Below are 25,494 nucleotides of genomic sequence, written 5' to 3' on the forward strand. Positions count from 1 at the left end.
CTTGCGGTCAGGCTTGTTCACCCTGACAGGCGTATGCCGTTCGGTGGTCGTCCCGTCGCCGAGCCGGCCATTGCTGTTGTTTCCCCAGGCGTAGGCGTTGCCATCGCTGCCCACGGCCAGCGAATGCTCCCATCCGGCGCTGATTTGCACGTAGGTGAAATCCTTGGGTAGGTCCGGGTACGCCTTGCGGTCAGGCTTGTTCACCCTGACAGGCGTATGCCGTTCGGTGGTCGTCCCGTCGCCGAGCCGGCCGGAGCCGTTGACACCCCAGGCGTAGGCGTTGCCGTCGCTGCCCACGGCCAGGGAATAATCGTTTCCGGCGCTGATTTGCACGTAGGTGAAATCCTCTGGCAGGTCCGGGTACGTGTTGCGGTCAGGCTTGTTCACCCTGACAGGCGTATGCCGTTCGGTGGTCGTCCCGTCGCCGAGCCGGCCATTGCTGTTGTTTCCCCAGGCGTAGGCGTTGCCGTCGCTGCCCAGGGCCAGGGAATGATAGCCTCCGGCGCTGATTTGTACGTAGGTGAAATCCTCTGGCAGGTCCGGGTACGTGTTGCGGTCAGGCTTGTTCACCATGACCGGCGTAGTCTGCCTGGTGTCCGTCCCGTCGCCGAGCTGCCCATTGCTGTTGTTTCCCCAGGCGTAGGCGTTGCCGTCGCTGCCCACAGCCAAGGAAAAAGCATAGATATTGTTTTTTGATCCGCTGACTTGGCTGAACCTGATGCCCCGGCTGGCGCTGTCTGGCGGGGTGATGGTGGTGGATTCCCTGCCCAGCTGGCTGCCCTTGTCCGGGCTGATGCTCCACGTGCTGTTCCGGCTTGCCGGCGTCCACTTGGCGGTCAGGGTCAGATTCTTAGTGACGGGCTTGCTGAAGTCGTAGGCTACCTCGCCGGTGAACCATCCGTCGAACAGGAAGCCTTGGCGCGTAGGTTCGGGGGAGGGCCGCTTCACCCTGCCGTTGGTGGTGGGGAAATGCTGGTCTGCTGGTTCGGGTTTTCCTCCGCCCGTGTTGAATCGGACCGTGAGCGTGGATCTTGGTTCCGCGCCTCGTATCAGCGGCTGGTCGACCGTGTACTTCAGGCTCTTGGTGAAGGGCTGGCCGTCCTGACTACCTGTGATGAGAATGGCGGCTGGCCCTGGCTTGCGTGCGGGCATGTCCGCCTGCCATGAGCCGTTGTTCCTGGTGAGTTTAAGCGGCTGGCTGTCCATGCTGGCTGATTCCAAGGTGGATTCTATGATGGTGTTGATTCTTACTGGCTGGCCGGGCTGGCCCTGCCCGTCCAGGCTCCACCTGTAGATGCCGCCCTGCCTGTCCCAGGCGGTGATACTGCTGCCGATGCGAACCGCTTGCATGTAGCGTTGGTTCTCTTTATTCGCACTGGTGGGTGTTTCGCCGGGCTTCCAGGCCCAGATATGGCCGTCCTTGTCCACGATGAGGGCCTGGCTGTCGTTGGTGGTGATCCGGCTGGCTTTCATGCTTTTTGGCAGGATGAAAGCTGTGATGCTGGTTGTGCTGTCGGCCAGGTGATGGGTATGACCGTCTGTGTCCAGCAGGAGGAATCCCTGGTTGAGGGCTTGGACTTGGACGATGCGCATGCCCGGGTCCTGCTTGATGCGTTCTGGTTTGGCTTTCCCGGTGTTGATCGTCTCCAAGGTCCAGGCTTGTCCGTCCGCGTCCACGATGAGGGCCTGGATGCCGGAGGCGACGGCGGCGACGGCCTGCGCCTGCCCGGGCAGGCTGAACGTGGCCCGCTCAGTGGATTTCGGATCTTGGCCGGCCTGGTGGCTGTGGATTCGGCCCTGCCGGTCCACGGCCAGTAGCAGGTCTCCGTTCATGCTGATGCTGGTGAACCCGACATCCTGTCCGGTGTCGAAGAGCGTAGGCGCGGGCTGCTGGTTGTCCCAGGTGTATATGTGCTGGTCGGATCCGAGTGCTGCCTGCAGGTGGCTGCCGGCTGTGGCCTGCTGGTAGTGGAACCCTTCGTGAGCCTGGGCGGGGAAAGGAACCTGTTTGGGTGTGTGGTCCTGCGTCCAGGTGTGGATGCGGCCGTTGCCTGTCAGGCCGATAACCTGCTCTCCTGCGGTATGGACGTTGACATAGTAAGGCTCCTGCAGGCTGGGCGGCTTGATGGTTAGCCTAGTGCCGGTGGCGGGCCCGTGCTCCGGGCTCAGCGTCCAGTCCGTGGTTTTCGACCAGTGTGCTTTCAGGGTGGTGTCCTGGAGGATGGGGGTCTGGAAGTCGTAGGGCTGGCCGTCACGTGTCCACCCGTCGAACCGGAAGCCGGGACGTTGCGGGTTCTGCTGCGGGGGAGTGGCGAGGGTGCCGGTTTTCACAGTTGATTGGGTAGGCGTGTTGCCGTCGGCCGGGTCGAAGTTCACCACATGCGAAGTTTGATCAGCGGTATCGGACGGCTTGGTTGAAGTGAATCCTGTGTTGTCGGGTGTTCCCGTCGTCGATGACGGAGTGTTTGGGCTTGCTGTTGGACTTAATGATGTGGTGGCTTGTATTGGCGAGGGTGAGGGCAGTGGGGTGCCGGTTGTGCTGCCGGGGGGGATGCCGGGGGTTTGTTCAGCTGTGTGGGGGGTCTGACGACCCCACTCGATGAATGGGGGAGCGTCCGCGTTGGCGGATGCCGTTGCCAGGCCTGTCAGCAGGCCCAGCAGGAGGATCGTCGTCGCCGAGGCGCGACGCAGACGGGTACCCAGATGCATAAGCCGACAACCTTTCGCCCGCACCGGACACAGTCACCTCGAACATCCCCAGAAACGTGCCGATGAATCCCTGCTTACAACGTCCTATCCGTCAGGATGCCGTCCAGCTCTCCACTGCTCAAGCCAGCCCCCACGCCGGCGTACAAGCCATATCGAAACCCAGCCAACTCCCCAACACCACTACACTCATCATGCTACCTGAAAAAACAAGAACACACGACGCCGTTTGTGATATCGGATCCATATAGGTCAAGCCAGCCTCGGGCTTCGTGCCAGCACAGCGTCTCTGTTTACCGCCTCACTGAAGACAAAGCAAGCAAACATCGTATTGCAACCCGTATTTCAGCTTCAAGTTCCTTGTCTGCCCGGCGATAGAATGGGCTGGCGAATCAGGCGCGAGGGAAGCGACGGCTAAAAGTGACGACTCTGGATGATGTGGCCGGCGAGGCCGGGGTGTCGCGGATGACGGCGTCCAACGCCCTACGGGGCAAATCCTCGGTCAAACCCTCCACGGCGCGTCGTGTGCTGGAGGCGGCTCAGCGGCTGGGATACCGGCCCAATCTGGCGGCCCGGCGGCTCAGCTCGGGCAGATCCGGAATCATCGGCTTCTCCACGGTGGAGCTGGACCGTTCGCCCTTCTCTGCTGTCCTGGCGGCGGCGGTATCGGATCAGGCCTTCAGCATGGGATATCAGACCCTGATTCAGCAGACCCGACAGATGGCCAGCTACGAGTCATCCATGGTGGCAGACATCGCCACCCAATTCTGCGAGGGGACCATCCTGTCCGCGCCGGCCCTATCCGCTGATTCCATTGCCGCGCTCAATCGACGCTATCCCCTGGTGGTTTTCGACGGGCCTCGACTGGACCGATCAGTAGACACCGTGCGCAGTCCTAACCGCCAGGGTGCCCAGGCGGCAGTTGGGCATCTGATAGACCATGGTTGCCGGCGGATTCTGGTTCTTGGCGCCGCCTACAAAGCCCCGGACGAGCTGGCCCGGTCCAGCCTGGGGCGTGAACAGCGGCTCTTGGGGGCCATGCAGGCAGCACAAGGCCACGGAATCCGCATAGGGCCCGAAGATGTGGTCGACTGTGAGTGGGACCAGGGCAACGCTGACCAGGCCATGGCCGCCCTGCTGTCTCGCCGCAGGGATTTTGACGGGATCTTCGCCCTGACGGATGTGGTGGCCATCGGGGCCCTGCACGCGCTGGGGGAGCATGGGGTTCGGGTGCCCGGGCAGGTGGCCCTGATCGGTTTCGACGGGCTGGAAGTGTCCCGCTTCCTCACACCTGCCCTAACGACCATTCGCGTAGACACGGACCGGGTGGCGGCCGAGTGCCTGCGACTGCTCATGGCTCGGATGAAGGATCCGCCCGGCAGACATCAGCCCGAGCAGGTGGTCCTGCCCTTCTCACTGGTGGTGGCTGGCAGCACAGCCCGGTCCTGAGCCCTTCAACTGCGAATCAGTGCCAGAGTCAGCAGGTCAGGGGTGGGACCTTCGGCTCCGGCCAGGATCTGCACCCTGACGGCCCGGTCGGGCAGGGCGTCCAATCCATGACCGGTCAGGGGGTAACGGTCCAGTATTCTGCCGTTTTCGCGGCTTCTTACGGGCTGGCCCAATTCCAGGCCTTCCGTACGCAGGGAGTAGGGCGCGGCGCTGCCCTGGTCCCGCATGGCCACCTCCAGCATTTTCGCGCCGCCGGTGGCATCCCGCAGCCGGTACGAGAAGCAGCCTCCGGCCAGGGCGTGACGGGTGTTGATTCCCTCAATCAGCTCCTGCCGGTCATTCCTGCCCTGATACTCGTGGTCGATTTCGGACTGCTGGGACCCGCAGTCCACCCGGTCGCAGACCTGGAGCTCGTGGGCCTGCTCCTGTGCATCAATTTCTTCCAGGGCCCGGTGAACACGGTCCTTATCGCCATCCTGCGCCCAGGGCAGGTAGACCGAATATCGGGAGGCCTCGATGGAGGTGAAGGGGACCAGCAGCAGGCGTGAATCGGTCCACCCTGGTTTTCCGTCCTTTGGTCTGGAGATGGCCACCTCTATGGCACCGTCGTCCTGGGGGTGGGGCAGCAGGAAGTCCTGGGGTTCTCCCTGGAGTACAGGCAGGTCGCCCAACGGACGCAGGGGGCCGGAGGCGATGTGTCCGGCACGGGAGTCGTCAGCCTTCAGGCCTATCAGGTCGGCATCGTCGCTACGGGCAGCCATGACCTTGACGCCGCGCAGCAGGCTGACCCAGTCCGACCCATCCGGCAGGGGCTCGGCAGTCACCCGGACCCGATGGCACAGCTCCAGGCTCATTCGGCCGGTCCAGGTCAGATGCAGGTGGTCGAAGCGGGGGCTGCCATCCGGATCGGACTTCGCCGGCTCGACGGTCATGTCCGCCTGGCCTTGCGCGATCCGGTAGTCGGCATCCTCCAGCCACCAGGGATGGCGTATGTAGAGGTCCAAGGTCTGCTGACTCTTGTCGCTGGCCTCCAGATCCAGATGGCCCAGGTTGGTGGTTCCAGGGCCGGGAGCGTAGGCCAGGTTGACCCGCAGCCCGCGCTGGGACCAGTCCAGGCTGGCGGGGATGAAGAGGTTGACCGCCAGGGACTCGGATTCCTGGCTGGATTTCTTTCCGGGCCGGTGCTCGAAAATCATGGCACCGTAGCGTGCGTGGTTTTCCAGGCCGGTGCCCACACAGCACCAGAAGGAGCGCTGGGCGCTGGAATAGACCCTATAGTGCCGGGGTCGCATGGGGGTGAAGTAGACGAAGCCATGCTCGCGGATGCCCACTGTGGAAACCAGATGGTTGACCAGAACCCGCTCATAGAAGTCCAGATAGCGGGCCTGTCCGGTGCGGTCGTAGAGGCGCAGGGCCAGCTTGGCCATGTTGTAGCTGTTGCAGGTCTCCAGGCCCTCGCGGGAGGTGACCATGGCCGAGAAGTCGTCCGGAGGATTGAAATGCTCGGAGATGGAGTGGGCCCCGATGGAGACTGTGCGCTTGTCCGCCACACCATGCCAGAAGGTGTCCACGGCTGTGCGGAAGGCCTTGTCCCCGGTGATCTCGGCCAGACGCTCGTAGCCCAGGACCTTGGGTATCTGCGTATTGGCGTGCAGGCCGGTCAGCTGGTCCTTGCCGGCGGCCAGCGGCTCGAAGAAGGGACGGTCGGTCAGGCGGCGGGCCTGGCGAAGATAGCGGTCCTCTCCGGTCAGCTGATAAAGGCGGGCGAAGGCCTCGTTCAGACCCCCGTACTCGCAGGTCAGCATGGTCTGAAACTCCTGTTCGTCGATCCTGTCTGCCAGGTCGCACCACCAGCCGGCCAGGCGCAGGACCATGACGCGGGCCATTTCGGAGGCGCTCTTGGTTTGGAAGGACTGCCAGCAGTCCAACAGGCCGGCGAAGAGCTTGTGCAGGTTGTAGAGAGGCACCCAGGAGCCCAGAAGATCGAAGGACTGGGCCTGCACGTGACCCTCCCGCAGGTTCCGGAAGAGCTCGGCGCTGTGAGGCATGCCGCCCAGGAAGCCGTCGCCCGAGGCCTCCTGGCACTCGAGCAGGCCGGTCAGCATGCGGGTGGCGCGCTCCAGGAAGGGCCAGGTTTGCAGAGTCTGCCAGTAGGCCGCAAGTCCGGAAAGGTAGTGGCCGCCGATGTGGCCATCCAGACCCATGGACTCCCAGTTGGGGTATGGATCCGCTGTGGCGGTTAGGCCTGCCTCGCGCCGGTAGGGGGCCAGAAGGCGATCGGGATCCAGGCTCAGCAGGTAGTCCGCGCCGGCCTGCTGTGCATCGGCGTAGACGCTGCCGGGGGTCAGACGGACCTGCGACGGGTTGAAGTGGGGATCCGACCCGGGACGGTTCTGCATGGACTGGGATTGATGGCGCGCATCGGTCATGGCTCCTCCTTGCGGTGCCGTTCGGACAGGCCTGCGATGGCGGAGTCGGCGGCATTGCTGATGATAATTGTAGCGCTACATATATTGTCCATTCCGGCAGGCTGCCATGCGATGCCAAAGTTGTCTGGCGGAAGAATATGGGTGGCCCCGTTGCGTTGGGGGAGTTAGGGCCACCCGTGTGGTCCGGGGGTGTTTGGGGATAGTGATAACCCGGACCTACTTACACGAGGGAAGTCTTTATTGTTGTCGGGTGAGGGTTTCCATCCGGTGGCGCCTGGCTGCTGCGGCGCATGCGAAGGCGAGCAGCCCGGCGATCAGCAGGGGGACCAGGCCGCCTCCGCCGGCCCTAGGCAACACGCTGATGGAGTTGTATCGATACGTGTTGCTGGTGTCGGGGGTCTGGTCTGCTCCGTTCAGCCTCCATTCGATGGTGACGGTTGATATGCCGGGCATATGCGCCGGCGTGGCAACCGTCCAGGTGCCATCGGGGTTCCTGGTCAGGTCGGAGGCTTCAACATTGTCGAACAGGACATGCGTGGGGATGCCTAGTTCGGGGAAGTTGTCCTTGGCTGGACTGGCGGACTGGGTGTCGCCGGTGTCGCGGCCCAGCTGGCCCTTGGCGTTGTCCCCCCAGCTGTAGAGGTTGCCGTCAGATCCCAGGGCCAGGCAGTACGATGCACCTGCGCTGGCCTGGGTGAAGGTGATCCCTGCCGGGGTATCCACCTTGTTGGGCCTGCCTGCCGAGGTTTTGCCGCTGTCGCCCCAGGTGTACAGGCTGCCGTCGGAACCCAAGGCGATGGAATGCTTGCCTCCTGCGCTGGCCTGGGTGAAGGTGACGCCAGCCGGGGTGTCGACCTTGCCGGGCTTGTCTGCGGGGGTGCTGCCGGTGTTGCCCCAGGTGTAGAGGCTGCCGTCGTCGCTCACGGCCACGGAGTGGCTTACGCCTGCGCTGGCCTGGGTGAAGGTGACGCCAGCCGGGGTGTCGGCTCTGCCGGGCTTGTCTGCGGGGGTGCTGCCGGTGTTGCGCCCGAGCTCGCCGTGGGTGTTGTCTCCCCAGGTGTATATCTCGCCTTGTGTGTCCACGGCCACCGTGTGGCCCTGGCCTGCACTGACACTGGTGAAAGTAACATCTGCCGGGGTGTCGGCCTTGTCGGGTTTGTCAGCGGGGGAGCCGCTGGTGACGGTACGTCCCAGCCGGCCGGTGCCGTTGTCGCCCCAGGTGTAGAGGCTGCCGTCCGAGCCCAGAGCCACGGCATGAGATCCTCCTGCGCTCGCCTGGACGAAGGTGATGCCTGCCGGGGTCTCAACCTTGTTGGGCCTGTTGGCTGGGGTGCCGCTGGTGACTGTGCGCCCGAGCTCGCCGTGGGTGTTGTCTCCCCAGCTGTAGAGGCTGCCGTCGGAGCCCAGGGCCACGGAAAATCCGTAGCCCGCGCTGACATGGATGAAGTTGACGCCTGCAGGGGTATCCGCCTTGCTCGGGTGGCTGTCCTGCTTGCCGGCGGTGTCGCGGCCCAGCTGCCCATGGCTGTCGTTGTTCCCCCAGGTGTAGAGGCTGCCGTCGGAGCCTACAGCTGCGGAATGGATGTCTCCTGCATCGGCTTGGCTGAGCCGGATGCCGCGTTCCGGTGGCGGGGTCAGCGTGACGGTTTGGCCACCGGTCTCAGGCCCGTTGTCCTTGTCGAGCTTCCACCTGTTGCTGTCGGCACTGCTCCAGTGGGCGGTCAGAGTCGCCGAGCCGGTGACCGGCCTGCTGAAGTCATAGGCTGTGTCGCCGATGAACCAGCCGTCGAACAGGTGTTTATTCTTGGTTGGATCCTTGGCGGGGGGTTTCAGTCGGTTTCCCTCGGTCACGGGTTGGAAACCGAACCCAGTGCCACCGTCGGGGTCGAAAACGATAAGGTAATTGCCCAGGTATCTGTAGGACAGACGCGCGTCTGGACGCTCACCGTTCATCTTCCAGGTGATGACTACATCAACTCTGCCGTGGTCATGTGGGGGCGTGGTGACGCTCCAGGTGCCGTCCGGGTTGGCGTCGAGGTTGCTGCCGGGCGTCCCGCCGAAACTCACATTATCGGGCTTGGGATCCTCGGGGAAGGCGACCATGCCGGGGCGGCTGTCGTACCTGCCACTGGTGGGGCGTCCCAATTCGCCGTACTGGTTGTATCCCCAGCTGTAGAGGTTGCCATCCGAGCCGATGGCCAGGGAGTGGGAATAGCCGGCGCTGACCTGGGTGAATTTTGCGATGCCCGTCGGCATGGTCACCTTGCCGGGTTTGGCCTCATATCTGGCTGATCCGGTGTCGCGACCCAGCTGGCCGCAATCGTTGCTTCCCCAGCTGTAGAGGTTGTCATCCGAGCCCAAGGCCAGGGAGTACCTGCGTTCTGTACTGATCTGGGTGAACTTCTTGACGCCTGCCGGCATGTTCACCTTGCGTGGTCTGCGGTCTTGTGTTGCTGATCCGGTGTTGCGTCCCAGTTGGCCAGATTCGTTCCAACCCCAGCTGTAGAGGTTGCCATCCGAGCCGATGGCCAGGGATGTCCACTCTCCAATCGCGATCCACGTGTATTTCTTGACGCCAAGCGGGGTGGAGACTTTGCGCGGTGTGCGGTCTTTGAAGTCAAGGTCGCCGGTGTAACGTCCCAGCTCGTCATAAGTATTGTCTCCCCAGCTGTAGAGGTCGCCGTCCGAGTCCAGAGCCATGGAGTAGAAGGTCCCTGCGCGGATCTGGGTGATTTTCGCGACGCCTGTCGGCAGGTTCACCTTGCCTGGCTTGGCATCATATGTGGCTGAACCCGTGTCGCGTCCCAGCTCCCCGTAGCTGTTTGCGCCCCAGCTGTAGAGGTTGCCATCGGAGCCTAATGCAAGGGAATGCCAGGATCCTACGCAGGCTTGGGTGAAGTGTACGCCGGCCGGAGGAGTGACCAGCCCCGGCTGATTGTCTCTCTTGGATTCGCCGGTTGTCTCGCGTCCCAGTTGGCCTTGTTTGTTGTATCCCCAGCTGTAGAGGTTGCCGTCCGATCCCAGGGCCAAGGAATGAGAGGATCCTCCGCTGATCTGGGTGAAGCGGACGCCGGCCGGCGGGTTGACCAGGCTCGGTGTGCGTTTTTCTTCTTCGGGGGTTCCCAACTTGTAGTTGTTGTCCCCCCACCGGTAGAGGTTGCCGTCCGAGGCTATGGCCTGGGACCCGTCTTCTTCTGCCGGGATGATGTGGCTGAAGCGTATGTCTGGTTTGGTGGGCGGGGTCAGGGTGATTTTGGCGTATCCTTTGGTTTTCCCGGAGGCGGGGGAGAGGCTCCAGGCGCTTGTGCCCTTGGTCCAGTGGGCGGTCAGGGTGAGATCTGTGGTGACGGGCTGGGTGAAGTCGTAGGCCACCTTGGAGTCGCCGTTGGCGTCTTTGGCGAACCAGCCATCGAACAGGTATCCGTCCCTGGTCGGGTCTTGTTCGGGACGGCTGGCCAAAGCACCGTCCTTGACGTTCTGGGAGTCGATGCCGCTGCCGTCTGCGCTGTCGAAGACGACCCGATACGAAGTTGAACCTGCCTGAGCACGGCTTGCTGCCGTACCGGCGGATGCGTCTGTTTGCCGGTCTGCTGTAGTTTCTTCCAGTCTGGTCGGCTGGGCCGGGCCGATCGGTTTCGCGATGGCGTCGGCCGCAGTGAGGCCGCCGATGATCATGCTGGCTGGAAGGATGACAATAACTTTCAAAATGTCTACAACAATGGCTGACCGGGAAGACGCGTCCGGATGGCACATGATCGCTACAAACCCCTTTCCCAAGGTAAGGCGGTCCGATGATGAAAACCCCAAGTTTTTTCATCGGCTGCTTGCCGGGCACGTTCCCGGTAGCTAGAAAGAACGCTAGCATGCAGGTTCGGGTCTGACGGGGAGCAACACTCGGATAAAACGAGTAAAAAATATTATGTCAAGTTGGGATGCAGATATTTTCCTCTAGGCGCAGAGATAAAAAATGAAAATGAGTGGCTCCATGATGTTGGGGGGTGCGGAGCCACCCATCATGTCCGGGCCGTTCTTGGGATGCGGCCCGACCGCTTACTCGAGCGAAGCGAATTCATGCCTGTGGCGTCCGGCTGCCAGAGCACCGGCGGCGGCAAGCAGGCCTGAGGCGAGCAGGAGGAGTACTCCCGTTTCGCCTGTGAGGGGGAGGATGCCTTTGAAGGTGTAGCTGAGGTGGATCGGGGTCTGGTTGGCGGCCCCCAGGGACCAGTCCACGATCACATCAGACAGTCCCGGATTGTGGGCTGGCGTGGTCAGGGTGACCGACCCGTCCGCGTTCTGCTGCAGGCTGTTGGCTGCCGTTTGGTCGAACCTGACGCCGGTAATCAGCTGCGGCGGATATAGCGCCACCAGCGTCGGCGTAATGATCTTCGTATCGCTGTTGCTGCCGGTGCCGAGTTGCCCACGGTAGTTGTATCCCCAGCTGTAGCTCTCGCCGTCCTGACCGATGGCCAGGGAAGAAGCCGATCCTGCGCTGATTCGTGCTACCGCGAACCCCTTGCCTGCGTTGTCCTGGCCCGCTGGGGGTGACACTTGTGAGGGGACGAGCAGCTCGGAGGTGCCCTGGTTGCTGCCCAACTGATCAAAGGTGTTTTCTCCCCATCCCCAGGCTGTGCCGCTCTGGTCGATAGCCAGCGAATATGTGGCTCCGGCGATGATTTGGACGGCCTGGAATCCCTGGCTGGCATCGGCAGGGTTTTTTACCTGCGTGGGTGTGGACCGGTCGGTCAGCGTGCCATCGCCGATCTGGCCATCCGCGTTCATTCCCCATGCCCAGGCTGTGCCGTCCTGACCGATGGCCAGTGCGTGGACTTCACCGCTGCTGATCATCCTGGCCTTAAAGGTCTTGCTGGCGTTCTTGGGATCGGGCACGGGAGCTGGGTCGGCAGCATATGCGGTGCTGTATTTTCCTGTGCTTTGGCCGTTGCCGAGCTGTCCGTGGTTGTTGTATCCCCAGGTGTATACGTTGCCGTCGGCGTCCAGGGCCATGAGGAAGCTGTATCTTGCGCTTACCTGGACCGCCTTCAGCCCATTGTCGGAGCCGCTCGGATCCTTGGCCAGGGCCGGCGTCAGTTTGGGCGCGCTATAGGTGTCCTGGCTGTTGGTGGTTTCGCTGCCCCAGACGTAGACGCGCCCATTCAGGTCGATTGCTGCCGAGTCGGTGAATCCGGCGGTCACCTGGGTGGCCTTGAAGGGTTGTCCGTCTGGGCCCTTGACGGGCTGTGGCTTGGAGTGGTCTTGCCTGCTGCCGTCGCCAAGCTGGCCATATTGATTGTGTCCCCAGCTGTAGACGGTCTGGTCGGAGCCGATGGCCAGCACGTGGGTTCCGCCTGCGGCGACCTGCGTGTAGGTGAACCCGGTAGCTGCGCCGTCAGGCAGGGGGACCTTGGTCGGCGCGTACTGTGTGGCCGTCGTACTCGGATCCTGGCCCAGCTGCCCGTAGTCGTTGCCGCCCCAGGCGTAGGCATTCCCATCGCTTGTCACCCCTACAGAAAAACCGGCAAAATTATCGCTGGCGCTTATCTGGTTGAAGCGGATGCCCCGGCTGGTTTTGGGCGGGGTGATGGTCACCTGCTGGCCGCCCTGGGCATCGCCATTATTGGGGCTGATTGCCCAGCTGCTGCTGTCTGCAGGGCTCCAATGGGCGACCAGGGTGATGCTGCTGGTGACGGGCTGGCTGAAGTCATAAGCCACCTTGGATTCGCCTTTTGAGTCCTTGAGGAACCAGCCGTCGAACAGGAAGCCGTCTTTGGTCGGGTCTGCGATCGGGCGTGTGGCCTGCCTGCCTTCGGTGACGGACTGGGGTCCGGGCATGCCCGAGGGTGCTGTAGGGGAGTCACTGTCGGAAGAGAAAGTGACATGGTAGGTGTTCACGTATTGGTAGGTCAGGTGGGCGTCGGGCTGCTGGCCGTTCATGCCCCAGATGATGGTGACATCGGTCTTGCCTGCTGCATGCTGGGGCGTAATGACGCTCCAGGTGCCGTTCGACTCGGTGATGAGGTTGGTGCCGGGCGTCCCGCCGAAGCTGACGCTGACGGGTCTGAGATCCTCGGGGAATGTGACTGTGCCGGGGAGGGCGTCAGAACGACCAGTGGTCGTGCGTCCCAACTGGCTTCGGCTGTTGTCTCCCCAGCTGTAGAGGTTGCCGTCCGAGCCTAGGATCAGGGAGGAGGTATTTTCTGCGTTGATCTGGATGCAGCTGATGCCTGCCGGCAGGGATACTTTGCCCGGTGTGACATTTCTCAAGCTGTTGGCATCACGCCCCAGCTGGCCGAATTTGTTGCTCCCCCAGCTGTAGAGGTTGCCGTCCGAGCCTACGGCCAGGGTGTGTTGGTTTCCTGCGCCGAACTGGGTGAATCTCGTGACGCCTATGGGCAGCGTCACTTTGCCTGGATCGATGTTTTGTGTTGGTGTGTCGGTATCTCGTCCCATCTGGCCGTAGCTGTTGTAACCCCAGCTGTAGAGGTTGCCGTCTGAGCCCATGGCCAGAGAACACCATCCCTGTGCGGCAATCGCGGTGTATTTCGTAACGCCTTTCGGCAGGATCACTTTGTTCGGCAGGGTTCCTGGCTGTTCGCTGTTGGTGTTGCGTCCGAGTTCGCCCTGAGTGTTGTCTCCCCAGCTGTAAATGTTGCCGTCCGAGCCCAGAGCCAGGGAATAGAAGGTTCCCCCGCTGATCTGGGTGCAGGTGATGCCTGTCGGCATTGACACTCTGCCTGGCGTGGCGTCGTAGGTCGCTGATCCCGTGTCGCGTCCCAACTGGCCTCGGCTGTTGTCTCCCCAGCTGTAGAGGTTGCCGTCCGAGCCGATGGCCAGGGATTGCGAGTATCCGGCGGTGAACTGGGTGAAGTGGACGCCGGTCGGCGGGGTGACCAGGCCCGGTCTGTCAGCTGGCGTGATGGTGGTGCTGCGTCCCAGCTGCCCGTTATCGTTTAGTCCCCAGCTGTAGAGGTTGCCGTCCGAGCCCATGGCCAGGGAAAGGCTCATTCCTGCGCTGGTCTGGGTGAAGTGGACGCCGGTCGGCGGGGTGACCAGGCCTGGGGTGCCTTCTGGCGCCTTGCTCGCTGCGGTGGCTGGTGTCTCATTGGTGTCGCGTCCCAGACTTGCTTTGTTTTGTCCCCAGCTGTAGAGGTTGCCGTCCGAGCCCGTCGCCAAGGTGTGCCATAGACCCGAGCTGATGTGGCTGAATCGTACGCCGGGTTTGGCGGGTGGGACCAGGGTAATCTTGTCGCCTCCGGCGGCTGACCCGGAGGTGGGGGAGAGGCTCCAGGCACTGGTTCCCTTGGTCCAGTGGGCGGTCAGAGTGAGGTCTGCAGTGACGGGTTGGGTGAAGTCGTAGGCAAGATTGCCGGTGAACCAGCCGTCGAACAGGTAGCCGTCCCGGGTCGGGTCCTTGGCGGGCCGGCTGGCCAGTGCGCCGTCATCGACGTTTTGAGGGTCGATGCTGCTGCCGTCGGCGCTGTCGAAAGTGACGGTGTGCCTTGTTGAGCGTGCTTGGGGGCGGCTGTCAGGTGTTTGATCGTGTTCGGGTGTGGTGTTCAGTGGCGATGGTGTGGTGTTCAGTGGCGAGGGTGTTGGTGTCAATGGGGACTGGGGTGTAGTCGGCGTGGCCTGCAGCGTTGGCTGGCTTGTGTCGGTGTCGGTGTCGGTGTCGGCTGTGGCGAGGCTGCCCATGATCAGACATGCGGGCAGGATGATGGCAAGCAGAAGGCTCGCGGCAATGCATGGCCGGGCAGAAGCATCCCTATGGTGCATGATGGCTGCGAACCCCTTTCCCCAAACAGGTGGCTCGATGATGAAAATCCCCAAGTCGCTTCACGAGACGTGTGCCGGGGACCATCCCGACAGCTGTATCGCAGTCTATCACGCGCGGACGGGCAAGAGTGGGAGCAACACCCGGGTGAATAAAGAAGGGTGGCTCCGCTGTGTTGGGGGATTGCGGGGCCACCCTGTAGGGCCAGGATCGTCATAATTTGGGGATAGACGTAATCCGGGCCTGCTTACTCGTGCGAAGTCTACTGATTCAGGCTTCCGGCCTTTCTCAGGCGTCGCGCTGCCATGGTTGCTGTGATGATGAGCAGACCAACGGCGAGGGGCAGGAATATGCCGGTGCCGCCGGCCCGAGGCAGGACGCTGATGGAGGTGTACAGGTAGGTGTTGCTGGTGTCAGGGAGTTGCGTAACCCCGTTCAGCGTCCAGTTGATGGTTACCGTAACCGGCCCTGGTGTGTAAGGCGGCGTAGTCACATTCCAAGTGTCGTCATTGTTGGCTGTCGGATAAATTCCGCTCGTATTGCCGAACTGAACGAGTTTGGGAATGCCGACTCCAGGGAAAATGATCTTGCCTGGATGCGGATCATGGTCACCGCTGATGTCGCGTCCCAGCATACCTTGGTCGTTCTTTCCCCAGCTGTAGGTGTTGCCGTCCGATCCTATGGCTGAAGAGTGGTTGCCTCCTGCCTGAGGCTGGATGAGGGTGATGCCGGCTGGAGCGTCCACTTTGGTGGGCAGATAGTCGGATTTGCCGCTGGTGGTGCGTCCAAGTTGTCCGCAATCGTTGTATCCCCAACTGTAGAGGTTGCCGTCCGATCCTGTGGCGAGGGCAAAGTAACTTCCCGCCACAAACCGGGTGAAATGAACACCTGACGGCATGACGACCCTGGAAGGGGTCGCAGAAATCAGTTCCGTGTTTCCCAACTGATTTTTGTTGTTGCCTCCCCAACTGTAGAGATTATTGTCGGAGCCGAGAGCCAGCGAGAAGTTCAGGCCCGTGCTGGCTTGCGTAAATGTGACGCCGGTTGGGGCCTTTACTTTGTAGGGCAGAGGGTCATATAGGTCAGTTGTCGTACTACGTTGGCGGCCCAGTTGGAACGAATTGTTGTATCCCCAGCTGTAGAGGTTGCCGTCCGAGCCCAGGGCGAGGACATGCTTGCTGAATGGACCTGTGAAAACCTGGGTGAATGTGATGCCTTCAGGTGCAGCGATTCTAAGAGGGTCTCTGCTCTTTAATCCTGACCTGCCTTGCCCTAGTGCGCCCTCCCTATCGTCTCCCCAGGCGTAGAGATTGCCATCGGAGCCTAATGCCAAGGCGAAGCTATCGCCCGCGTAGACTCGAGTGTAGTGGATTCCCGCAGGCGGTGCCACTTTGTCTGGGGGATTGCGATTGTTGGCGAAGGTGTTGCGTCCCAGCTGTTCACAATCGTTGCTTCCCCAGGTATATACATAGCCGTCTGAGCCAAGGGCCAAGGCGAACTTTTGTCCTGCAGCGGCCTGGGTATAGCGGACTCCGGCGGGAGTTTCCACCACGACTGGCTTATCTGAGGGGGTGTGTCCAAGTTGGTAATTATAATTTGTTCCCCAACTGTAAAGGTTACCGTCTGAACCGAGAGCCAGGGAAAAATCCTGTCCCGCTTGGATCCAAGAGAAGCGGATTCCACGTGGGCCTTGCGGCGGGGTGAGTTTGACGCTCTGGCTGCCGGTTTGCGGTCCTTCCTTCTTGTCGATGGCCCAGTGCGAGACGGGACTGAAGTGGGCGACCAAGGTGATGTCGCCGGTGACGGGCTGATTGAAGTCGTAGGCTATATTGGAGTCGCCCCTGGAGTCTTTGAGGAACCAGCCGTCGAACAGATAGCCGTCCTTGGCCGGATCCTTGTTGGGCCGGACGGCCTGATCGCCATCCATGACCCGCTGGGCATCTGGTGTTGGTGTACCGCCTGCACCGTCGAAAGTGACTGTGTACGTGGAACCATCATACTTGTAGGGCAGGTGTGCATCGGGCTGATGGCCGTTCCTGATCCATGCGACTGTTAAGTCCACCCGGCCCTTTTCGTGCGCTGGGGTGCGGAAACTCAAGGTGCCGTTCTGGTTCTTGGTCAAGTCGGTAATCGGGGTTCCATCCAGCTTGGCGCTGATGAATTTGAATGCTTGTGGGAAGTCGGCCTTGTTTGGTGTGGTAACTGGCACACTGCTGGTGTTCCCGGCACCCAGCTGGCCGCTGCTGTCGTCTCCCCAGTCGTAGAGGTAGCCGTCCGAGCACATAGCCAGGATGTGCCTGTACCCCGCACTGAATTGAGTATAGGTGATGCCGTCGGGCATGTTCGCTTTGTCCGGCTGGTTTGTGGTTTCACCACCCGTATCTCGTCCCAGCTGGCCGCTGCTGTTGTCTCCCCAGCTGTAGATGTTGCCGTCGGAACCGGTCGCCAGAGAGTAGTCGTATCCCGCGCCGACCTGCCTTGTTTTGATGCCGTCGGGCAGGGCTACCTTGCTGGGCTGGCTGGTGCTGCCATACCCCCAGTTGTATGCATTGCCATCTGAATCAACAGCCAGTGTGTGGCGGTATCCTGCGCTGACCTGGGTGAAGCTCAAACCGTCCGCAGTATTCATCTTGTATGGCTGATTGGCAGGTTCGCTGGCGGTGGGGGTGCGTCCCAGCTGGCTGTTGCTGTTGTCTCCCCAGCTGTAGACGCTGCCATCAGAGGCGAGTGCAAAGGAAGCCGTGCCGCCCGCGGACACCTGGGTGAACTTTACGCCTTTTGGAAGCGGTATTGGGTTCGGGTACGCGTGCCCATAAGTCGACGAGTCACCATGGAGTTCGTCGGTTTCGCGTCCCAGCTGGCCGCTGCTGTTGTCTCCCCAGCTGTACACAGTTCCGTCCGAGCATGTGGCCAGCGCATAGTTTGGTCCTGCGCTGACTTGAACAAAGCTTTTGGAGGAATTTGTAGATGGGACCACCTGATTTGGCACGGGACTTGATGAGTGGACGAGACCTAGTCCTGACTGGCCTTTTTCATTGCTTCCCCAGCTGTATAGATGGTTACTGATATCGATGGCCACAACAAATTCGTCTCCTGCGCTGACCTGGATGAAGCGGGTGCCACCTGGAACGTCTACTCGTCCAGGCCGATCGGCAGGTTCGCCGGCGGTGGGTGTGCGTCCCAACTGCCCCTCGCTGTTGTTGCCCCAGCTGTATAGCACTCCGAGCGAGTCAAGGGCTAGTGAAAAGTCTTTTCCTGCGCTGAACTGGCTGAAGCGAATATCTCCTATGGCCGGCGGGGTCAGGGTTGCTGTCGTGTTGCCGGTGGCAGGACCATGGTTGGGGCTGAGACTCCAGGAATTGAGACCCTTGACCCAGCGGGCTGTCAGCGTGAGGTTTTCGGTGACGGGCTGGGTAAAGTCATAGGCGACATCCCCAATGAACCAGCCGACAAAGGAATAGCCTTTGCAGTAGGGGTCTGGGGGACGTACCACCCTGCTTCCACGGCTGAGCGTTGACTTTTGTGTTGACGAACCTATTGTGCTGTCAAAAGTTACTGTGTATGTTGTGGCCAAGCGTGGCTGGACCGAGTTTCCGTTGCTTTCGTCTGCCTTGTCAGCATTATTGGAATCACTGTCAGACGGGGTGGCCGTAGGAGCAGGGGAGGAGTCGGAAGAGGGAGTCGGCTTGGTGGGATTCTGGGATGCGGTAGTAGCCGACGGCGATTCCGATGTGTCTGGGGCAGTGGAAGGCGTTGATGGTGTTGCTGAGGTGTTTGGGGTTGCTGTAGGTGAAGAAGGTGTCGCGGGTTTTGTTGACGGGCTCTGCGAGATTATGGTGCTGGAGGAAGTGCCGGGGTTTTGCTTATCTACCCGAGCGGTCGGTCGACCCCCCCCCCCCGGTGCCTTCCAGAGCAGTCTGCGCGCTCGCGCTGGCTGCACTGGAATCGTTCGTGACCGGCTCGGCAGTGGCAGCAAGGCCAGTCAGAAGGCTGGTAGGCAGGATAATCGCGAGCAGAAGGCCAGCAACAGTGGATGACCGAATCTGCTTTTTCCGACGATGACGCATGATGGGTGCGATCCCCTTCCTCAAAATCAACGGCCCGTTGATAAAAATCCCAAGAAAACGAGCTGCATGCCGGGAACGGTCCCGGCTTCTATCTCATGATGCTACCACGCTCTACACACATTGACTGCGGGACTGGAATTCGGCGGAAGTGCCGGTGTCAGCCGCTGCCTTGTTGGTGTCTATATTGCGTTGTTTCCCTTTTGCTGCTGGGGTTGATGTGACAGGGGAATGAGATAAGGGGGGGGTAGGTGGCTCCGCTGAGTTGGGGTCTGCGGGGCCACCCTGTTTGACCGGGCCACCTTGGGGTATGGCCTGGCTGCTTACTCGTGTGAAGTCTTCAGGCTTGCGGGCTGCGTGCTTCCCGCTGGTGGCGTCCGGCTGCGATGGCACCAGCGGCGGCAAGTATTCCAGCGGCCAGCAGGATCATGGTCCCGCTGCTGCCTGCGCGAGGCAGCATGCCTTCGTAGGTATAAGCCAGGTGCGCCTGGGTCTGGCTGGTACCGCCAAGTGTCCAATCCACAATCACATCGGCCTGTCCTGGATTATGGGCGGGGGTGGCCAGGGTGACGGAACCGTCAGCGTTCTGCCGGAGGGCATCGATCACTGTCTGGTCGAAGCTGACGCCGGTGATCAGCAGCTCCGGGTTGAAGGTGATCAGGGCTGGGGTGCTGCTCTGAGTCGTGCCCCCGTCGCCAAGTTGGCCGTATGCGTTGTCGCCCCAGGCGTAGGCGTTACCGTCCTGGCCAATGGCCAGGGAGTGGTTTCGTCCTGCGCTGGCGCGCGCTGCTGCGAGCCCGCTGCCGGCCTTGCCTTGGCCGGCGGGCGGCGATACGCGCGTGGGCTTTGGCTGGTCGCTGGTGCCCCCGTTGCCGAGTTGACCGTCGGTGTTCCATCCCCAGGCCCAGGCCGTGCCGTTCTGGTCGACGGCCAGGGAGTGATGCACGCCGGCGCTGATCCATGCGGCCTGCAATCCCTGGCTGGAGCCTGTGGGGCTTGGCACCCGCCTGGGGGAGGGTCTGCTGGTTTTCGTGCCGTCGCCCAGCTGTCCGTGGTCGTTGTAACCCCATGCCCAGGCGGCGTCGTCATGGCTGATGGCCAGGGCGTGGTTGGCTCCTGCGCTGATCTGTGTGGCTTTGAAGGTCCTGCTGGTGTTCCCGGGGTCGGGCACGGGTGCCGGATCGGCGGCGTACGTGGTGCTGTACTCTCCTGTGGCCGTGCCGTTGCCAAGCTGCCCGTAGTTGTCGTATCCCCAGCTGTAGAGGCTGCCGTCCGTGTCCATGGCCATGATGAAGCTCCATCCGAGGCTGACCTGGGCCGCGTGCAGTCCCTGGCTTGAGCCATTGGGGTCCTTGGCCAGTGTCGGTGTCGGTTTGGACCTGCTGTATGCGGTGTAGTTGTTGTTTTCGCTACCCCAGGTGTAAACACGCCCCTCCTGGTCGATAGCAGCCGAGTCGTAGGCGCCGGCGCTCACCTGGACGGCTTTGAAGGGCTGTCCATACTCGCCTTTGACGGGTTGCGGCTTGGAATGGTCTGTGGTGGTGCCGTCGCCCAGCTGCCCGTGGTCGTTGGCCCCCCAGCTGTAGACGATGTCGTCGCTGCCGACGGCCAACACGTGGTAGCCGCCTGCCACGGCCTGCGTGTAGGTGAAACCGGCTGGCACGCCGTCGGGCAGGGGGACCTTGACCGGCGTTTTCTGCGGGGTGCTGCTGGTGGTGCCCTGGCCGAGCTGGCCCTGCTGGTTGCTACCCCAGGCGTAGGCGTTCCCGTCGCTGGCCACGCCCACGGAGAATCCGCGGAAGTCTCCGGCCTGATAGCCGCCGGCGCTGACCTGGTTGAAGCGGATGCCTCGGCTTATCTTGGGCGGTGTGATGGTCGCCTGCTGGCCTCCCAGGGAGCTGCCCTTGGCCGGGTTGATCGACCACCCGCCGGTGTCGGCTGGGCTCCAGTGGGCGACCAGCGTGATGTCACCGGTGACCGGCTGGCTGAAGTCATAAGCCACATTGGAATCACCTTTGGCGTCCTTGAGGAACCAGCCATCGAACAGACAACCGTCTGCTTTTGGATCCGGATAAGGGCGCTTGACCTGCCCGCCCTCTATGACGGACCGGTCTGCCGGCATGCCTGAAGGCGTCGGACAGGCAGCGTCCGTGGATGTGAATCCTACCTTGTATTTGGGCCCGGTGTATGTGTAGGACAGGTATGCGTCCGGCTGCGGCCCGTTCATGCTCCAGGAGATGGTGACATTCACCCATCCCTTGCTGTGCGGCGGAGTGGTGACGCTCCAGGTGCCGTCCGCGTTGGCGGCCAGCCCTGTGCCCGGTGTCCCGCCGAATTCGATGCTGGTGATCGCGGCATGGTTGGTCAGGGGAATCGTACCTGGCTGATAGGAATCCCGTTTCTTGGTGTCTCGTCCCAGTTGGCCGTTGGAGTTGCGTCCCCAGCTGTAGAGGTTGCCGTCGGAGCCGATTGCCACAGCATGATCGCCGCCTCCGATAACCTGGGTGTAGTTGACGTTCTTCGCTGGCGGGTCGATTTTAGTTGGCTGGGGATCTGTCGTATTCCAATATGGCCTTGCCAGTTGCGCATGGCTGTTGTTTCCCCACGTGTATAGGATCCCTTGGTCGTCCAAGGCGAAGCCGTTCCAGTCTCCCGCACTGATTTGGATTATGCGTGTCTTTGTGGGCACGTTGACCTTGCCTCGCGGGTTGATCCTTGCGCTGCCGGTGTTTCGTCCCAGCTGGCTGAAATTGTTGTATCCCCAGCTGTAGAGCACCCCATTCGAATCCAAGGCCAGGCAGTGCATGCCTTTGGCAATTACCTGCGTGTAGCGGACTCCGGCAGCAGGAGGATCCACTTTTCCCGGACTGTCGGCCGGCGTGGTGCTGGTGTCGCGGCCTAGCTGACCATGACCATTGCCTCCCCAGCTGTATAAGTTCCCATCAGTGTCGAAAGCCATGCAGTAGTCATATCCGGAGGTGATCCGGGTGAAACGGATTCCGGTCGGGGCGTCCACTTTGCCTGGCCTGGTGCTCGGCGTGGTGATGGTCTCGCGTCCCAGTTCGCCGTCGCTGTTGTATCCCCAGCTGTAGATGCTGCCGTCCGAGGCTAATGCTTCTGAGTGGTACTTTCCTGCGCTGACCTGGGTGAAACGAACTCCTGCAGGGGCGTCCACCTTTCCCGGAGTGTCGGCTGGCGTGGTGCCTGTGCCACGCCCAAGCTGACCATAACTGCTGCTGCCCCAGCTGTACAGGTTCCCATCCGAATCAAGGGCCAGGGAGTGATCGTAACCTGCACTGACCTGGATGAAACGAAGTCCGGCTGGGGTGTCCTCCCTGCTTGGCTGCCAGTTGTAGTCGGAGCCATACATTTCTCCCCAGTGGTAGATGCTGCCGTCTGATCCCACTGCCACTGAGTATTGGTATCCTGCACTGAACTGGCTGAAGCGGATGGTCCGAGCAGGAGGTGCAGTAAGCGTGATAAGAGTGTTGCCAGCTGTGGGGCCTTGGGTGGGTGAGAGGTCCCAGACATCACCGTTTTTGGTCCAACGGGCTTCCAGAGTCACGTCGCCGGTGACGGGCTGGCTGAAGTCGTATGCGGTCAATGTGCCGCTGATGAACCAGCCATCAAACGAATAATCGGGTCGGGCTGGGTCGGCAGGCCTCTGCGCTTGGGCGCCTTCATCGACGGTCTGATCAGGTGTGGTGGTTCCGCCCTCTGTATCAGTGAACCTGATGGTGTGCTGAGTGGTTGAGCGGGTCTGGAGATTTTCGACGTTCGTGCTTGGCGCAGCGGATGCTGTAGGTTGAATTGGCTCTAGGGGCGACGATGTGTGTAAAGGCGATGGTGTGGCCAGTGGTGGCTGGGGCATCGAAGGTACGGTTGTCGGCGTTGCCTTGCTGGGGGAAATGCCGGAATTTTGCTCAGCTACGCCAGGGGTCTGCCGACCCCCCCCCCCCTGTGCCTCCTGCTATGGCTGGCGCGCTCGCGCTGGCCACAGCAGGCTCGCTGGCGGTGGTGCTGGCATCGGCGCTGGTGCCGGCGAGGAGGCCTAGAGGCAGGACGAAAGATAGCAGAAGACTGACGGCTGCGGCCGGTCTGATCGAGATGTGCTGATGCTGACACCTATTAAGCATGATCCCCTTCCCCAAAGGCTGACCCACCGGCCCCTACCGGTTGAAATACCCTTGGAGGCTTCCATGACGTAGCGTATATCCCCATCCCTCTGTGCGAGGGTACAAGCAGGAAGCCTTGCGTCTTTCAACTATACTACGTGCCGATAAGGTTCTCTCAGGTGGAATGTCGGGGAAGTAATTCTGAGTAGAACATGAAGTTTATGAGTGCGTGTTATGGGTGCGTGGCTGGGAACGATCCATTGGTCACTAATCAGGTGCGCCATCCGGCGATGAGGGCGTGCAGGCCCTTGCGGTAGCTGGTCTCCATAAGGGCACTGATTCCATTGTCCTTAGAGGCGAAGAGCGTTTTCAGATCATCGAATCCTTGGGTATCCTCGGCCAGTCTTTTGGCCAGATCCGTGTTGGTCTGGCCGCCCACCCCGCCGACCGGGGGAGAGGCCTGGGCGATGGCGCTGCCCAGGGTCAGTCCGGCCAGGCTGTTGAGCAGGTGGATGGTGTCGGAATCGACCTTGAGCCCGTGGGCGGTCAGCTGGTTCAACCAGGTGCTGACCATGTGGAAGGACTGGTCGGTGTTGATGGGATGCGTGGCCATGAGCGGGAGCGCCCGGGGATGCGAAAGCAGCGTCCGGTGAACCTGAAGCATGACATCTTCAAGCGCTTGCCGCCATCCCATGTCCTGGGGTATGGAGTCCAGGTTGGTGGCTGACTGCCAGATGAGCTCAACGATTCCATCAAGCAGGGCGGCCTTGCTGGGTACATGGCGGTAGATGGCTGGTCCTGACACCCCCATTTGCTTGCCCAAGGCGCGGATGTTCAGGGCCTCCAGTCCGTGCTCGTCGACGAAATAGAGGGCGGAACGCAGAACGTAGTCTCGGTTCAGCGTCGTCTTGACGGGTGCCTTGGGTGGGTCAGCCATGCTTCCTCACTCCTTCCGCTGTACTCCTCTCTTGAATAGTACCGTTGCCAGGAGAGCCAGGGCGAGCAGGAAGGCCAGCAGGATACGCAGGTCAGGCCATACATCCGCCATTCCGGCATGGTCGAAATTGATTTTTCCTACGGCATCCATGGCCCAGTAGACGGGACTGCCCTTGGCCAGCTTCTGTGCCCAGTCCGGGAATCCGGAGACAGGACTGAGGGCTCCGCCCATGCCAGCCAGGAGCATGCCAAGAATGTTGTTGAAGGACATGGCTATGTTTTGCGAGGACGAGAAGATGTAGAGCAGCAGGCCGAAGAGGGTCAGCACAATCGAAATGAGCAGGCAGACCGCGGCCAGGGCCAGGACTGATCCATTGGGCCGATAGTGGTAGAGCGCCGTCCCGATCAGCATGACTAGAGCGACCTGGACCACCTGCACCATGAAGGACACGCTCAGTTTGGCCATGACCAGGTCGAAGAGGGAGACCGCCGACACCCGCATCCTGTCCCAGGTGTGCCATTCATGCTCCTGAAAGAAGAGTTGGAGGACCAGCTGCAGGGAAAACATGGCGAAAAGGATGGCGAACCCCGGAAGCGCCTGCTCTGATCCGTTCGCGCCCAGATGCCCCTGGGCCCGCAGGGAGTCACGGTAGGAGGGCAGCATGAAGGGGATGATGATCAGGGGAATGGCCACGATGACCGCCTGCAGCCAGATGCTCCGCAACTCGATTTTGAAATTCAGGCGGAAGGCTGCCAGGTAACCGTTGAAATGCATGGCGCTCACCTGTCTTCCCATGCTGGTGACCCGGCAGGATTGCTTGAGGATACACCCATGACTGCCATGTAGGCCGACTCGATGTCAGGCTGGACGATGGTGACTGACGACAGACGGGCCTCTTTCATGACCGGCTTCTGCAGGAGGCGGGCCAGCTCCTGCTCCGGACTGGACACTGGGTGGTCGGGCTCCAGGAAGCCGTCTGTCATCTGCCATCCGGGGATCTGGCCTGGGGCCTGACCGACGAAGCTAATACGCAGGGATGCCCTGGCGTATTTGTGGAGCACCTCCTGCAGGGAGCCCTGGACCTTGATCCGCCCGTCGATCAGGAAGGCCAGGTCCGCGCCCATCTCTTCCAATTCTTTGAGGTAGTGGGTGGTGTAGATGATGGTGGTGCCCTGCCGGCTCATGGCCTTGACCATGTCCAGTATTCTGGCGCGGGCCTCTACATCCGCTCCGACCGTCGGCTCGTCCAGGAAGAGCACCGGGGGATTGTGGACCATGGCCATGGCAGTGTGGAGGCGGCGCTTTTGTCCTCCCGATAGATTCTCGGCTGCTGTTCCTGACTGGGATCCCAATCCCATGAGCTCTATCAGTTCGTCGGCCCTTTTGCTGCATTGCTTGGTGTTCAGCCCTTGCAGGCCGGCCATGCCACACAGGTTGTCCCGGACGCTGAGGTGGGGATAGATTCCCAGGTCCTGTGGCGCAAGTCCGATGATCCGGCCGAAGATGCGTGAGGGGGTTCGATAGGGGTTGTGCCCCTCTACTGAGATGTGGCCTGAGTCCGGCTCGCCCAGCCCGGTCAAGGCCGAGATCAGGGTTGACTTGCCTGCTCCATTCCTACCCAGCAGACCCAAGATGCTGCCGCGCCTGACCTGAAGATCCACACCCTTGATCACCTGCCTGCTCCCGTATGATTTGCGCACCTGGCAACAGGACAGGGCGTATTCCCCCGAATTGTTTTTTACGGGTTGCAAGATGTACCTCCTGACGATCATTAGTGATTAACGATGTAAACTATAATAACATTGTTAACAACCTGGTCTCGCCAAGGTTTTCATGGGCCGCATTGTGGTCTGCGTCAGCTTTCGGATATTCTGATGTGGCTTGGCGGGGATATACGCCTTGCATTGACTTGCAAGTACTATGATTTTCGTTAGCAGTGTTGGGGCTATAGGAACTAAACGCGTTGTTTATGTTGGGGGTTTGGCCTTGTGGCTGTAAGCGTGTTGGGTGGTTGTTAATAGGTCGG

At 61.4% G+C, this 25,494-nt stretch carries 10 protein-coding genes; 1 reads left to right on the forward strand and 9 read right to left on the reverse strand.

The genetic code is table 11. The annotated features are described in order from the left end of the window. Nucleotides 1–2,709 (reverse strand): RCC1 domain-containing protein (locus H3S97_RS07730; RefSeq protein ID WP_198220179.1); only part of this gene is annotated, 2,709 nt, incomplete at its 3' end. A gap of 417 nt (nt 2,710–3,126) precedes the next feature. Here H3S97_RS07730 and H3S97_RS07735 point away from each other — a divergent pair. Further along, nucleotides 3,127–4,155, forward strand: a complete 1,029-nt coding sequence (locus H3S97_RS07735) for a LacI family DNA-binding transcriptional regulator (protein WP_198220180.1) — start codon at nt 3,127–3,129, stop codon at nt 4,153–4,155. A 5-nt stretch (nt 4,156–4,160) separates the two neighbouring features. Here H3S97_RS07735 and H3S97_RS07740 read toward each other — a convergent pair whose 3' ends face one another. From H3S97_RS07740 to H3S97_RS07775, 8 genes are all read right to left on the reverse strand, one after another. After that, nucleotides 4,161–6,584, reverse strand: coding sequence for a beta-L-arabinofuranosidase domain-containing protein (locus H3S97_RS07740; protein ID WP_198220181.1), 2,424 nt, complete (start codon nt 6,582–6,584; stop codon nt 4,161–4,163). A 237-nt stretch (nt 6,585–6,821) separates the two neighbouring features. After that, nucleotides 6,822–10,259: an RCC1 domain-containing protein gene (locus H3S97_RS07745; RefSeq protein WP_198220182.1), complete on the reverse strand. Its 3,438-nt coding sequence runs from the start codon at nt 10,257–10,259 to the stop codon at nt 6,822–6,824. A gap of 375 nt (nt 10,260–10,634) precedes the next feature. Further along, complete coding sequence (locus tag H3S97_RS07750; protein ID WP_198220183.1) at nt 10,635–14,273, reverse strand: RCC1 domain-containing protein; 3,639 nt, start codon at nt 14,271–14,273, stop codon at nt 10,635–10,637. 341 nt (nt 14,274–14,614) lie between these two features. Beyond that, complete coding sequence (locus H3S97_RS07755) at nt 14,615–18,292, reverse strand: RCC1 domain-containing protein (RefSeq protein WP_332468277.1); 3,678 nt, start codon at nt 18,290–18,292, stop codon at nt 14,615–14,617. Nucleotides 18,293–18,756: 464 nt separating this feature from the next. Next, on the reverse strand, nt 18,757–22,287 hold the full coding sequence (locus H3S97_RS07760) for an RCC1 domain-containing protein (RefSeq protein ID WP_198220185.1): 3,531 nt from the start codon (nt 22,285–22,287) through the stop codon (nt 18,757–18,759). 515 nt (nt 22,288–22,802) lie between these two features. Further along, nucleotides 22,803–23,468: a TetR/AcrR family transcriptional regulator gene (locus tag H3S97_RS07765; RefSeq protein ID WP_198220186.1), complete on the reverse strand. Its 666-nt coding sequence runs from the start codon at nt 23,466–23,468 to the stop codon at nt 22,803–22,805. Between the two features lie 6 nt (nt 23,469–23,474). Then, nucleotides 23,475–24,242, reverse strand: a complete 768-nt coding sequence (locus tag H3S97_RS07770; protein WP_232356380.1) for an ABC transporter permease — start codon at nt 24,240–24,242, stop codon at nt 23,475–23,477. A 5-nt stretch (nt 24,243–24,247) separates the two neighbouring features. Further along, on the reverse strand, nt 24,248–25,168 hold the full coding sequence (locus H3S97_RS07775) for an ABC transporter ATP-binding protein (RefSeq protein WP_198220188.1): 921 nt from the start codon (nt 25,166–25,168) through the stop codon (nt 24,248–24,250). Between the last annotated feature and the right edge of the window lie 326 nt (nt 25,169–25,494).

This window comes from Bifidobacterium choladohabitans (assembly GCF_016102005.1).
GTDB lineage: Bacteria > Actinomycetota > Actinomycetes > Actinomycetales > Bifidobacteriaceae > Bombiscardovia > Bombiscardovia choladohabitans.